Raw genomic sequence first — 12,408 nt, forward strand, 5'->3', positions numbered from 1 at the left:
TTACGCCCTGGGCGGCAGCCTGCCCGAGTGCCAGCGTCAGTGAAGCGATTCCAATCACGGACATCCATTTCTTCATCTCTCTCCTCCTTCAGGTGAGAACTGCAACACAGCGATTTCAGCGGCAGCGAAACCCTGTGGCATGTCTGGTTTGGTCCTTGGTTCACGCACATAGTAACACCCTGCTTTCGATCCGTCAATTGTGAAATCACTGTCCCACAAGGAAAAGAAATCGTTTTCAATGCGTGCTGTATGACATTTTTTGAATCAGATCAAAGATGTCCTGAGGGCCTCAGAAAATCTTGAGGGATTGCTTACATTCCCAATAAGAAAACAGAAGTGACGCCTGAAACGCCACTTCTGTTTTCAAACCTGCAAGTTTTATTCAGGATGTTTGGCACTGAGTTCCAGGAAAGCCTTGAGCATGGCCCGGTACTGGGCCAGAAACTGGGCTTTCTCGGACTTGACCTGCTCCAGACCCGTTTGCATTTCCTGCACTTTGGCATGGGCCTCGGAGAACATGCGGTCCCGGTCCAGGTTCGCTTCCCTGAGCAGTTCATCGGCACGCTTGCGGGCCTGGTCCAGAATGGCCTGGGCATCACGCTCGGCCTGTTCACGGATGGCCTCTGCTTCACGCTTGATGATCTCAGCCTCACGCTGGGCATTTTCCTTCATCTGGTGGGCGATCTGACCGGCAGAGATCACAGCACGCTTCAGGTCATCCTCGCCTGAACGCAACTCTCCAAGCTGGATCTCGAGATGCTGGATGCGGGTTTGCAGGTCGTTGGCGTTCACCAGCATCTGTTCAAACTCGCTGGAGAGGTTCTCCAGAAACTGCTTCACTTCCCGGCGGTTGTAGCCACTGACGGCACCCGAGAACTCCTGACTGCGAATGTCGAACGGTGTGATGTTCATAGAAAAATGGCACTCCCTATCCGGATGAGCGTGGCCCCAGTTTCGATGGCCAGCGGGTAATCGTCACTCATGCCCATGCTCAGCTCTCTGAGGTCCAGTTTAGCGTTTAAAGCTGCAACCCCATGAAACACCTGTCTGGCTGCCTCAGGCTGGTGGTAGGGTGCCATCACCATCAGGCCCTCCACCTCCAGACCAAGCTCGCGGGTGGTTTTCAGCAGTGCTGGAACCTCCTCAGCCGGACACCCGTGCTTCTGCACCTCACCATTATGCACCTGAATGAGGAGTTTGGGAGCCCTCCCCCACTTCTCGGCATAGCGGGCCAGGTCTGTGGCCTGTTCAGCATGCTCCAGCGTATGAATCAGGTGCACCTGCGAGAGATATTTGATCTTGTTGCTCTGGAGGGGGCCAATGAAATGCCACTCCAGCCTGGGATCGGTGAGCTCTTTCAGTTTGTCCCTGAGTTCCTGGCCCCGGTTTTCTGCCAGCCGGAAATGCCCAAACTGCAGCACTTTCTCCTGAATGGCCGAAATGGGCTGACCTTTGCTGACAGCAATCAGGTGCACTGTTGCAGGGTCCCTTCCAGATTCCACAGCACAGCGTTCAATGTCTTTCAGGAGAAGCGGCAACTGCACTTCATCCCTCCGTTCTCTGTCCAGAACAACATGCTGAATGGACCGGCATCCATGCACGTTCCCGCATCCTGATATCGTGTGAGCAGGTAGGATCGGTTCATAGGGGTAGTCTACACCACCCCTCAACTCTTCTCATGGGAGGGTCTCAGGGGGATTTCTTACTTTCCACAGCGAAAGCTGATGATTTTCATGTGAAAAGCCTTATTCTTCAATGGGAAGGCTGTTGTGTCTGTGATGTTCATCTGAGAAAGACCTCCTCTGAAAACACAGGAGATGAAGGCTTTCATGAAGTGCAGCTCTCACCTTTTGACCCACCACTTCACGCTTCTCACTGCACAATTCAGGAATAGTAGAGAAATACGGAGGAAGCATGCGTAAAAGACTGGCACTCACCCTGGCCCTGCTCAGCGTTCCTGCACTGGCCCAGCAACAGGGCACCCTGAGTGAAATTCGAGTACAAGGAGCAGATGACCTGCTCAGCAGCCTGATCAAAATTGAGTTGCCTTTTGTGATTGGCGATCCCATCAGCAAAGTCGATCCCAAACTTGCTGAACTGGCCGTGGAAGGCCTGGGTTTTTTCAAATCTGTGGATGCACGTCTGCTGGAAGAAAGCGGACAGACCATTCTGGTGGTGCAGGTGGAAGCCAACCCCACCATCACCCAGGTGGAGATCAAAGGCAACACCCTGGTCCAGTCCAGCCAGATTCAGGCCCTCCTGGAGAACCAACTCAACATCTCTGCAGGCACAACCCTCAACACCCTGCGCGTGGACCAGTCCCGGCAGTTGCTGTCTGAGGGATACCGTCAGGCGGGTCTGCCTTTCGCTCCAAAAGTCCAGACCGATCTCGCTGTGGACAAAGATGGGGTGAAACTCACCTACACCATCGACGAAACGGCCCCCATTGAAAGCGTGAAAGTGACTGGCAACACCCTGGTCACAGATGAAGAACTGCAGCAAGCCGTTGCCCCTCTGGTGCAGGCCAAAACCTTCACCATGCAGGTGTACCAGCAGGCCCTGCAGAACATTGCCAATCTGTACTCACGCAAGGGGTATCAGGGCAGTGGACCCAATGTTTCTGGTGCTGAATTGGCCGGGAACGTGCTGACCATCCAAGTGCGTGAGCTGAAAATTGGCAGCATCGACACCAGCAACCTGGGCGAAGGGGTTCAGCTGACCAGCAAGCCCGGGGATTTCCTCAACACCCAGAAATTGCTCGATGACGTGCGTGCCCAGGGCAACCGACTTGGCAAGTATGTCAGTGTGGAGTACCAGCAAGACCCCACCGAACCTGCAACCGTCAATGTCAGTTTCGTGCTGTCTGATCAGGCCACAGGCAAAGTTGAAAAGATCGTCATCAACAATGAAACCGCGCTCACTGAGGAAGAGTTGCGCCCCCTGTTGCGCCTGAAAGCGGGTGACCAGTTCAACCTGGAGCTTGCCCAGAACGATTATATGGCCATGCAACGGGCCTACCGGGAAAAAGGCTTTGAACTCGTCACCCAGCCCAATCCCATCGACTTCGATGGCACCACCCTCACCTTCAACCTTCGAGAGCTGAGAATTGGTGGCTATGAACTGGAGTGGAAAGGAGACCACCGCAGCCAGGAGCGTCTGGTTCTGCGAGAGTTGCCCCCCGCAGGCAGTGCCTTTAACAAGGACATCTTCAACAAGAGCCTGGAGCGCCTGATCCGCACAGGTTACGTTGCACCACCTGAGGTCCTCACCAAGGTCAACCCTGAAGACCCCAACAGTGCCATCTTCGTTCTGAAGCTCACCGAGAACAGCAACCGTTACTTCAGCCCAGCAATTGAGTACAACAGCCTGGGTGGAGGCTGGAGTGGAAGTCTGGCTTATGAGGACAACAACTTCTTCGGAACGGGTCACAGTGCCAGTGCCCAGGTCAGTGCCAGCCTCAATGAGGCCAACCAGCCCTTCAATGGACAGCTCAGTTACAGCATTCCCTGGCTGGACTTTGATTTCCTGGATTTTGCCACCACCCCCACCAGTGCTTCTCTGAGTGTGTACTCTATGGTGACGCCCAACCTTCCCATCAAGCGAACGGTTCCTGGCACCACAGATACAGAAGACACTGGACGCCAGTACTCTGAACGTGCCACCGGCTTCAGCGTCAACCTGGGTCGACCCATCACCCCCGAGTTGCGGGTTTCACTGGGATACAGCATGGAATGGACCCAGGCCTACCTTGAACGCCGCGCTGCAGGTGAAGGTGGCCTCCCAGACAATGACCCGGATCTTGTGGCCAGTTTCCCTCCAAACGGTCAAAACAGTCAGGTCTACAGCAACCTGTCTTTTGACAACACCAACTTCCCGGAATTCCCCAGCAGTGGGTTCAGAGCCAGTCTGGGAGCCTCGTACGGGTTCGGTTACACAGGCAGCACCCGCCTGAACTGGTGGCAATTGACAGGTGGCGGCCGCAGCTATTTCGGATTTGGCAACAAGATGGACAACGGCATGGACCAGTTCGCCGTCGCCCTGAGGGCAAATGCTGGAACCATTCTGGGCTCTGCCCCCGCTTCCCGAACCTTTGTGATTGGGGGCAGTGAACCTTCTGACCGTTTCACCCTTCGTGGGTACGACAACAAAGCTTTCACTGGAAGCAATTACTTCACAGCAAGCACAGAGCTCCGGTACAACACTGGCCTTTCCACAGGGTTTTCACAGGGACTCTATGGGGTTGCTTTCGTGGATGTGGGGGATGCCTGGACCAAATCCAGCGAATTCAAAGTCAATGTGGGGTACGGCCTTGGGGTGCAATTGAACCTGGGCACTTCCAGTTTCCTGCTGCCTGCCATCCGACTGGATTATGGCTTCAGTCCCGTCAACCCGAAAGGCAAGTTCCACTTCAGGCTGGGTTCTTTCTTCTGAGCCAGATGACAACACAACATCACCCCGGCATCAGCCGGGGTGTCTTTTTGACCATCGATTATCCTGCTTTGCACGTGCAGGTCTCAGCGCAGGATTCGAGGATAAATCACCACTTTGCTGCTGGGCTTGATGTCCGCCCGACTGACAATGCCCACCAGCACACTCCCTTTGAGGGTCTTCAGGCTGTTGACCATGTTGACGGTGTCAGCAGTGCTCAGGCCAGAAGGCAGGTTTTCCAGTGGAATCCCCTGTTCCTGTAAAGATTTGATGGCATCCAGAGCGAGGTTCTGCAGGAACTGGGTGAGTTCCCGGTTGGTCTTGACTCCGGTGGGGCCCACATTGATCAGCCTGGAGCGGATGGGTTGCTCTCGCACATAAAGCACCCTGTTGTCCAGCAATTGCATGTCCACACTGACCGGGAAACCCTTGATCTGGTTGTTGGTGGCCCGAATCACCACCAGCACCTCCCCGTTCAGGTTGCGCAGGTTCTGGGAGAGCACAGAGACCTGATCTTCACCAACCAGAAGTGCACTGGGTTTGCCTCTAGCGCCTCTGGAAATGGCTTTCAGTTCTGCCTGACGGATGGCACGGTCCAGCGCATCAATCCCCTCATCGGCCTGGTAGACCCCCTGAAAAACAAGGTCACCCTTTTCAAAGATGGCATCCTGGGTGCGTCTGGCCTCCAGTTCGGTTCGTTGCTGGTCCAGGCTGACTTTGAGCTGGGAGGATTCAGATTTCAGTTCCGCAATCTCCTCGGTCATTTTTTTGATGGAGCCTCGCAACTGGGCATTGTCTTTTTTCAGGTCTTCGGACTCCTTGATCAGCTGCGCCCTCAGGTACTGCAAACCGGAAACCTCTCCCTGAGCAGCCTGTCTGGCTTTCTTGAGGGATTCGTTTTCCTTCTTGAGGTTTTTTTGCTCTGTGCGCAAGGCATTGATGGTGGGGCTGATCTGCTTGATCTGTTGCTGGGCAGACTGATACTGGGCAAGTGCCTGCTGGTACTCTGTCTGGATCTTCTGATACTGTTCTCGCTCAGTGGTCAGATCGGCAACCATCTGGTCATAACTGCTGCGCAATTTTTTGTTCTGTGCTTCCAGATTGGTGCTCTTGATTTCAAGCTCCCGGATGCTCTGTTCAAGCACCTGGCCTTGTTGAAAGAGGGCAGCTGCACGTGAGTTCAGTTTCTGGTTCTGGGATTCAAGAGCAACCCTGTATTCCTTGAGCTCATTCACTTCTGCTTTTAGACTGTCAGATTCCTTCTTCAGGCTGTCCCTGGCCTTCAGTGCTGCCTCACGCTCGGAGCTGAGACGAACCACATTGTCCTGGGTGACTTTCAGCGCAGCCTCCAGCTCTTCTTTGTTTTTTCGGAGGGGAGCAATCTGCACCTGCAGTTCCTGCAGTTCCTTGCGGTACTGTTCAGCTTTGCTGATGGTGACAATCGCCTGCTGGTTCACCAGTGCAAAACCCAGCATGCTGAGAAAACTGATCCCCATTCCTGTCGCCACCGCATAGATCAGGGCTGTGGTTTTGGGCCTGAGGCCAAAAAGACGGATATGACGCCTGCCCACCCGTCTGGCCACGTTGTCTGCAACGTAAGCAATCAGACCGGCAAGCAGAACCACAAAAACGAGGAGCACCCAGAGCATCCTGACCTCCTCTTATTCGCTGGCCGCTGGGACAGGGTCCAGAAGCATCACAGGACCCTGAGCCTGCAAGCAGCAGACATGGACATGGAACCTCACAGGAGCATCGGTCATGGTCTTCCGTGGGTTCTCAGAGTTCGAAGTTTTCACCGAGGTAGTGCCTGCGGGCGCTGTCATCGCGGGCAAACTCTTCCGGGGTTCCCTGGAAGCGCACCTGTCCATCGTACATCAGGTACACCCGGTCACAGAGGGCCATGGTTTCCCGCACCGCGTGGTCCGTGATGAAAACCCCCAGCCCTCGACGCTCACGCAATTCTTTGACCAGGCGCTGGATCTCGGCCACACTTTTGGGGTCTACACCTGTGAAAGGCTCGTCCAACAGGATGAAATCCGGGTCTGTGGTCAGTGCACGGGCGATTTCCAGACGCCTTCTCTCGCCCCCAGAAAGCTGATACGCAAAGGAGTTTGCCAGTTTTGTGAGACCAAATTCCTCCAGCAAGGAATCTGCACGGTTCTCCTGATCCTGCCTGGAAAGATTCTGGAATTCCAGAATCGCGAGCAGATTGTCTCTGGCGGTCATTTTACGAAATGCACTGGGTTCCTGGGGCAGGTAGCCCAGCCCTTTTTTGGCCCGGTGGTGCATCGCCAGACTGGTGATGTCCTCCCCTTTCAGGGTGATCCGGCCACCGTTGGGGCGAACAAAACCCACCATCATGTAAAAAGTGGTGGTCTTGCCCGCACCGTTGGGACCAAACAGTGCAACAATCTCGCCCCGCTTGATGTTGAGGTCGACGCCACCCACCACAGTTCGTTTTCCGTATGATTTGTACAGCCCTGAGGCTTTAAGTTCCAGAAGGTTTGATGAAGTCATCAGTGTTCACGTTAGCATGCTGCAGGATGTGACCCATGAGCAGAAAAAACCCCGCTTCTCGCGGGGAGGAAGGGCTTCATGACAGTGTGCCACCTCTGCATCAAACTCACTGCAGGGTGCTGAGGAAAGCGTGCAGGTCTGCCACCTTTTCGTCACTGATCTGGTTGGCAGCAAAGTGCGGCATGGAGGGTTGCAGGGTCTTGCCTTCCGGGGTCTTGCCTTCGCGCAGGGTGGTGTTGAATTCTGCAACAGACCACTTGCCCACCACACCAGCAAGTTTGGGACCAAAGCCTCCTTCAGCGTTGGCACCGTGGCATCCAGCACAGTTGTTGCTGACAAACACTTCTTTGCCGCTGTCGACATTGCCGCTGGCCTGGGCAGAGTTGCCACCGTTGCTCTCAGGGTTGTTGCCGGTGTTGTTGATCACGTCTCCACCAGCAGGGCTGCCAGGGCTCTGACGTTCAGGGTCATCTTCCTGTGTGCCAACAGTTTCAGAAGGTGCCGTGTCAGGTTTGGCCTGATCGTTGGTGGGGTTGTCTGCAGCATCATCGATGGGCTTGTCCACTTCGGCGTTGCCTTCAATGTCCCCTTCCTTGCCCGGGTCCTCTGTGGGATTTTCAGGATGATCAACGGTGGTTCCTTCTGCACCGGACTCTCTGGCCTCTTCCGGGCTGGGAAGGCCCTTGTCATCGTGTCCAGCTTCCACGCTGTGGGCACTGCCATCCCGCACACCCAGATTGTAGGCGTAAATTCCACCCCCCACCAGAAGCACGGTGAGAATGGTGATGTTCACAGCAAAACGGTTCATATGTCCTCCTCGGTCTGGCTTGCAGCCTGTTCGAATTCTTAGGCTACATCATGAAGACTTCCATTTACAGGTCTTTTCAGACAGGTTTATGCCTCATCTGGTGGCAATGCCACCAGGCAACCCCTGTTCGGCGTGAAACCCTTTGACAACACTTCACTGTACGAAGCCCTGTCGGGACGCTTGTCCCTTTCATGGCGGGTCAAGGGTCAAAAGGGCTTGCATGGCCCGCATGCATTCTTCCCGGTACTGGTTCAGGTCTGCCTGATCGTCAAACAGGAACTGGATGGCCAGACCATCAAGCACAGCCCGCATCAGTTTGGCCTGTTCCGGGGTCCGGGCGATCCCCACCTTGAGCATGTCGGTGTTGTCAAAAAGCATCTGCGTGAGAAGACGCAATTCATAGACTTTGGTGCTTGCAGACAGAAAATCCAGATAGACCGTGTAAAACCTCTTGGTGTTCAAGAGGCCATAGAACTGGTTTTCCACAAACACCTTCAGGCGGTCTTCGGTGGTGCCCTGTTGCCGCACTGCCCGGGTGGTGGCCACCGTGATGGTGCGCACGAAACGCTGCAGCACCTCTTTGAAGAGGCCTTCTTTGCTGCCAAAGTAATACACCAGTGTTCCCTTGGCGACCCCTGCCTGCTGGGCAATGTCAGAGAGCGTCACACTGGCATACCCCCGCTGGTAAATGGCGTGGTAAGCCGCCTGAACAATGTGGGTGCGGCGCTGTTTCTCTGCTTTTGGATTGACGGTTCTGGCCATAAGGGTTCTGGGAGAGGCCAACAAAAAGGCCGGGCAAAATTGCTTCTGCCCAGCCATGTTAGCACTTTTGCTGCCTGCGTTTACGCCTCAATTGGCTGGCTTGCGGTCGTAGGTGGTGACCATGTAGGGCAGGGTGGTCTGGTGGTAACGGCCTTTTTCGTCGAACCAGTACACGTAACTGCCATTGGTCTGCTCAGACTCAGCCCGGGTGACTTTACCGTCCACCAGTCCATTAAAGATCTCCTTGCCATCGTAACTGTACAGGGTGATGTACTGTCTGGTGTTGGCAAAGTCGAGCACCTGACGCCTGAGCTGGTTCTGGGTTTCGCTGCGGCAACCCACCAGTGCCAGCGCAATGACTGTAAAAGCAACAATGGATTTCTTCATGTGCACCTCTTACCCTCTGTTACGCTTTCAGGGTCCAAAAAGATCCCGTGGTCGTTCAGGGAGCAGGGGGAGCGTCTACAGGGGCTTCCTCACCCATGTCTTCGGGCATGTCCATCTCTTCGCCCATGTCCATCTCTTCGCCCATGTCCATGTCTTCACCCATGTCCATGTCTTCCGCCTGTGCAGGTGCAGGGGTGTCCACGTGGACCACTTCACCGTTCAGTTCAACCGGCACTTTGGCAATGTGGGCCTGCATGACTTTGTAGGCAGCACTCTGTTTGATGGTGGTGGCCAGTTGCTCTCTGGCCTCTTCAAAGGGCACCAGACCTGCTTCATTGCGCTTGTTCACGACCAGCAGGTGGGTGCCGAACTGGGTGGTCACCTGCTGCAACTGTCCAATGGGGCCTTCAAAGGAAGCCTTGTCGAATTCGGCAACGGTTTCACCTTTGGAGAAGCAGCCGAGGTCGCCGCCCTGTGCAGCGCTGCCCGGGTCCTGGGATACTTCCTGGGCCACTTTTGCAAAGTCTTCACCAGCGTCCAGACGGGCCTTGGTGGTGGCTGCAATTTCAGGGGTCTGCACCAGAATGTGCTTCACACAGGCCTGTGCAGAACGGTTGAATTTGTTTTTGTCCAGGAGGTACAGGATGCGCAGGCCTGCCTCGGGCACTTCCGCCTCTGCCTGGAAGGTCAGGTTGTTGATCCAGTTCTGGGTGGCAATGTCACGGCCAATCAGTTCGCGCAGGAAAGCCTCATCACGGATGCCTGCATCTTTGATGGCCTGCAGGTAAGCGGCCTCATCGGGGAAACCTGCCTTGATTTGCTGGATCTGGTTGTCAATGACAGCGGGATCTGCAGCAAAGCCCTTTTCCACAGCCATGTTGGAAGCCACAATCTGCTGAACCACATCTTGCAGAATCTGTTCGCGGTAGGGGTTGAAAAAGGCATAATTCTCAGGGGAAGCTGTCATGCCCTGCTGGTTGAGCAGGCGGCCAGCGTAAGCCTGATATTCGGTTTCAAATTCAGCCAGCGTCAGTTCCTGGTCGCCGTAAGTGGCGGCCACTGCGTTGGGATCAGCGGGAATTTCTGCAGTGGGTGCAGCAGGAGCATCAGCGGGTGGGGTGGGAGCGGTCTCCTGGGCGAAGACAAAACCTGCCATGGCCAGCGTCAATGTGATCAGATGTCTTTTCATTTCATTCCACCTTAGCAGAGAAAGAGAAGCTTGGATAGCGTTTTTGGCACCAAAGGAGGGGCCTGATTTCATGCCCTTTTGACCGTGACAGACGATCCTGAGAAATTGTTTTTACAGCAGCATGAAAACGCTTCACTGTGATACACAAACCCCACATGCAGTGGTTTCTCTCACCTGCCTTTGCTACACTCGGGCCGTGTCGAGTTTGCGATTGATTGAAGCGCCCTCCAGGGACCATTATGACGAGGTGGTGGCCACACTCCCCTACACCAGTCCTCTTCAGGCATGGGGGTTCGGGGAAGCCCGCAAAACCCTCGGGCAGGAAGCCCACCGTTTCCTGATCCAGAAACAGGGCAAAACGGTTGGGGCTGTTCAGATCCTCCGAAAACCCCTGGTGGCGGGTTTCAGCCTGCTGTATGTTCCCAGGGGACCTGTCTTCGAGAATCCCGATGACCTGCTGGATCTCCCAAAGGCCATTCGCAGCTTTGCCAGAGCCACCGATCTCAGTGTCAAAATTGAGCCCCCCAACCCCATTCCCAGCACCGATCCACAGGAACAGGAAATTCCTGAACAGCTGGGAATCTGGAAGCGGGCCAAAACAGAACAACCCGAACACACCATCGCCGTGGATCTGCGCCTCGGTGAAGACGAACTGCTGAAAAACCTCCACCAGATGGCCCGCAGAAACGTCAAAACCGCCCAGAAACTGGGAACGGTGGCAGGCCGGGATGAAAATTTTGAGGACTTCTGGCATATCTTTGAATCCACCAACGAACGGGCAAAGCTCGGGCAGTATCCCAAAAGCTATTACACCACCATGCTGAATGCCATGCAGGGCAGGCACAGCGAAGCCTACATCGTGCTGGCCCGCCATGAAGGAAAAGCCCTCGCAGGAGGATTTTTTGTGGCGGTGGGAAAAGGCACATATTACCTGTATGGTGGCTCCATCCGGGATGACCGCCTGACCCCTGAAGGTGAACCTTATAAAGACGTGAAAGCCCCAACAGCTTTCTACTGGAATGCCATGCTGGACGCCAAACGCAGAGGCTATGAATTTTTTGATTTCTGGGGGATTCCAGCCAGACTCTCTGAAGACAAGCACTCTTTTGGGGTCTTCAAGATGAAAGAGAACTTCGGGGGCTTCAAACTGTGGTACCCGGCGTACGAAATCGACCTGAACCCTCTGGCCCCAGTGGTTCGCAAAATGCTGCAGGCCAGAAAGCGCCGCATCAACATCAAGATGCGTGGAACGGCTGAGGACGTCCTTTAAAGGCCGAGAGCACAGGGCCGAGGGCAGAATGTTCTGCCTTGTGAGCGCCTGAATCAGGGGTAAGACAGGATTGAGAGCAAAAAGAAAAAATCTTTAAATGGATTTGCAGGACTCTGGGCGCTTCCTGTAAATCCATTGTGAGATGGGACTTCTGGATGTGCAGGTGGTCTTGCTGAATGCTTTAAAGTCTGTTCAGAAAATCACATGACTGGACAGTAAAAGCTCTCGGCCCTCGGCCCTCGGCCTTCCACCTTTTGCTAAAGTAAAACCACATGAAGCCCGTTGCACTCATCGGTCCCCACCAGCCTGAACTCCCCGAGGTCCTCAGGCGCGTCTTTGAAGAGAGCCACCTGCAGCTGGTGCCCCACACCCTGCCGCAGACCCATCCAAGCAGTGTGCTGCAGAGCCTGTCCACCCTGGGCTATGCGGGAGGACTCATCAGCGATGATTTCAGTGAGTCGTACTTTTCGTACTGTGCCCGGGTGGGCGTTGAAGCCCGCCGCATCGGACGCATCGACACCCTGAGCAGCCTGGGTGGGGGTTTTGATGCCACCCACACCCTGGAAGACAGCCTGTTCCAGTGGATGGAGAACAGCGGTTACCGTTCTGCCGGAGCGAAAGTGATGGTGATCGGGGGAAACTTCAAGGCCAAAGTGGCCTTGCAACTGGCGAGACTTGGGTTCGTGTCGGTGATGCTGGCTGCCCAGAGCATGTCGGTGGCCGAAGACCTCCTGAAGGTGGTTCCGGTGGGCATCGAGAAATACCCACTGGTGGTGGGAGGGTACACCTTTGCTTCTTTCATGGAGCAGCAGGACCTGCTGATCATCACAGAAGATGTTGGCAAGTTGCGGTTCCAGCCCTACCATCAGGTGATGGACCTGTCGGACACCTATGGTCAGGTGATTGCACAGGATGGGGCACACGTGTGGGACAACAGCCAGCTGGAAATTCTGCGCCTCAGCCACCAACTGAAGTTTCTGACCGGGCGTGGCATTGCCCCGAGCCTGATCCAGTGGGCCTGGCAGGCCGTGCGGGAAGGGGCCTGAA

General features: G+C 55.1%; 11 protein-coding genes. 3 read left to right on the plus strand and 8 right to left on the minus strand.

Annotated elements, in window-relative coordinates:
* Positions 1–378 precede the first annotated feature (378 nt).
* Together DC3_RS23700 and DC3_RS23705 are read right to left on the minus strand one after the other, a co-directional pair.
* Positions 379–912: a DivIVA domain-containing protein gene (locus DC3_RS23700; protein WP_146889282.1), complete on the minus strand. Its 534-nt coding sequence runs from the start codon at positions 910–912 to the stop codon at positions 379–381.
* Entirely contained in the window at positions 909–1,544 is a 636-nt protein-coding gene (locus DC3_RS23705) for a YggS family pyridoxal phosphate-dependent enzyme (protein ID WP_146889285.1), read from the minus strand. The genes DC3_RS23700 and DC3_RS23705 overlap by 4 nt, the downstream gene beginning before the upstream one ends.
* Positions 1,545–1,914: 370 nt before the next feature.
* Here DC3_RS23705 and DC3_RS23710 point away from each other — a divergent pair, with 370 nt between their 5' ends.
* A complete protein-coding gene (locus DC3_RS23710) occupies positions 1,915–4,431 on the plus strand; it encodes a BamA/OMP85 family outer membrane protein (protein ID WP_146889288.1) in 2,517 nt (838 codons plus the stop codon).
* Between the two features lie 83 nt (positions 4,432–4,514).
* Here the strand turns inward: DC3_RS23710 and DC3_RS23715 are convergent, their stop codons facing one another.
* The 6 genes from DC3_RS23715 to DC3_RS23740 all read right to left on the minus strand — a co-directional run bounded on the left by DC3_RS23715 (position 4,515) and on the right by DC3_RS23740 (position 10,091).
* Complete coding sequence (locus DC3_RS23715; RefSeq protein WP_146889291.1) at positions 4,515–6,077, minus strand: DUF3084 domain-containing protein; 1,563 nt, start codon at positions 6,075–6,077, stop codon at positions 4,515–4,517.
* A 127-nt stretch (positions 6,078–6,204) separates the two neighbouring features.
* The gene (gene lptB / locus DC3_RS23720) at positions 6,205–6,945 is read right to left on the minus strand and encodes an LPS export ABC transporter ATP-binding protein (protein WP_146889294.1); all 741 of its coding nucleotides are present in this window, start codon (positions 6,943–6,945) and stop codon (positions 6,205–6,207) included.
* Between the two features lie 106 nt (positions 6,946–7,051).
* The gene (locus tag DC3_RS23725; protein WP_146889297.1) at positions 7,052–7,753 is read right to left on the minus strand and encodes a c-type cytochrome; all 702 of its coding nucleotides are present in this window, start codon (positions 7,751–7,753) and stop codon (positions 7,052–7,054) included.
* 189 nt (positions 7,754–7,942) lie between these two features.
* Positions 7,943–8,515 carry a TetR/AcrR family transcriptional regulator gene (locus DC3_RS23730; protein WP_146889300.1) on the minus strand — a complete coding sequence of 191 codons (573 nt, stop codon included), beginning with the start codon at positions 8,513–8,515 and terminating at the stop codon, positions 7,943–7,945.
* An 87-nt stretch (positions 8,516–8,602) separates the two neighbouring features.
* Complete coding sequence (locus DC3_RS23735; RefSeq protein WP_146889303.1) at positions 8,603–8,902, minus strand: hypothetical protein; 300 nt, start codon at positions 8,900–8,902, stop codon at positions 8,603–8,605.
* 55 nt (positions 8,903–8,957) lie between these two features.
* Positions 8,958–10,091: a peptidylprolyl isomerase gene (locus DC3_RS23740; RefSeq protein ID WP_186816221.1), complete on the minus strand. Its 1,134-nt coding sequence runs from the start codon at positions 10,089–10,091 to the stop codon at positions 8,958–8,960.
* A gap of 196 nt (positions 10,092–10,287) precedes the next feature.
* Between DC3_RS23740 and DC3_RS23745 the strand changes: the two genes are divergently transcribed.
* On the plus strand, positions 10,288–11,361 hold the full coding sequence (locus DC3_RS23745; RefSeq protein WP_246130790.1) for a lipid II:glycine glycyltransferase FemX: 1,074 nt from the start codon (positions 10,288–10,290) through the stop codon (positions 11,359–11,361).
* A gap of 272 nt (positions 11,362–11,633) precedes the next feature.
* On the plus strand, positions 11,634–12,407 hold the full coding sequence (locus DC3_RS23750) for a hypothetical protein (protein WP_146889311.1): 774 nt from the start codon (positions 11,634–11,636) through the stop codon (positions 12,405–12,407).
* Position 12,408: the final 1 nt, after the last annotated feature.

The organism is Deinococcus cellulosilyticus NBRC 106333 = KACC 11606 (genome assembly GCF_007990775.1).
GTDB classification, from domain to species: Bacteria; Deinococcota; Deinococci; order Deinococcales; family Deinococcaceae; genus Deinococcus_C; species Deinococcus_C cellulosilyticus.

Bases quoted from the DNA above. Each gene is read 5' to 3' on its own strand.
- DC3_RS23750 (WP_146889311.1), top strand. From the start codon at position 11,634: ATGAAGCCCGTTGCACTCATCGGTCCCCACCAGCCTGAACTCCCCGAG.
- DC3_RS23715 (WP_146889291.1), bottom strand. From the start codon at position 6,077: ATGCTCTGGGTGCTCCTCGTTTTTGTGGTTCTGCTTGCCGGTCTGATT.
- DC3_RS23710 (WP_146889288.1), top strand. From the start codon at position 1,915: ATGCGTAAAAGACTGGCACTCACCCTGGCCCTGCTCAGCGTTCCTGCA.
- lptB (WP_146889294.1), bottom strand. From the start codon at position 6,945: ATGACTTCATCAAACCTTCTGGAACTTAAAGCCTCAGGGCTGTACAAA.
- DC3_RS23700 (WP_146889282.1), bottom strand. From the start codon at position 912: ATGAACATCACACCGTTCGACATTCGCAGTCAGGAGTTCTCGGGTGCC.
- DC3_RS23725 (WP_146889297.1), bottom strand. From the start codon at position 7,753: ATGAACCGTTTTGCTGTGAACATCACCATTCTCACCGTGCTTCTGGTG.
- DC3_RS23730 (WP_146889300.1), bottom strand. From the start codon at position 8,515: ATGGCCAGAACCGTCAATCCAAAAGCAGAGAAACAGCGCCGCACCCAC.
- DC3_RS23740 (WP_186816221.1), bottom strand. From the start codon at position 10,091: ATGAAAAGACATCTGATCACATTGACGCTGGCCATGGCAGGTTTTGTC.
- DC3_RS23735 (WP_146889303.1), bottom strand. From the start codon at position 8,902: ATGAAGAAATCCATTGTTGCTTTTACAGTCATTGCGCTGGCACTGGTG.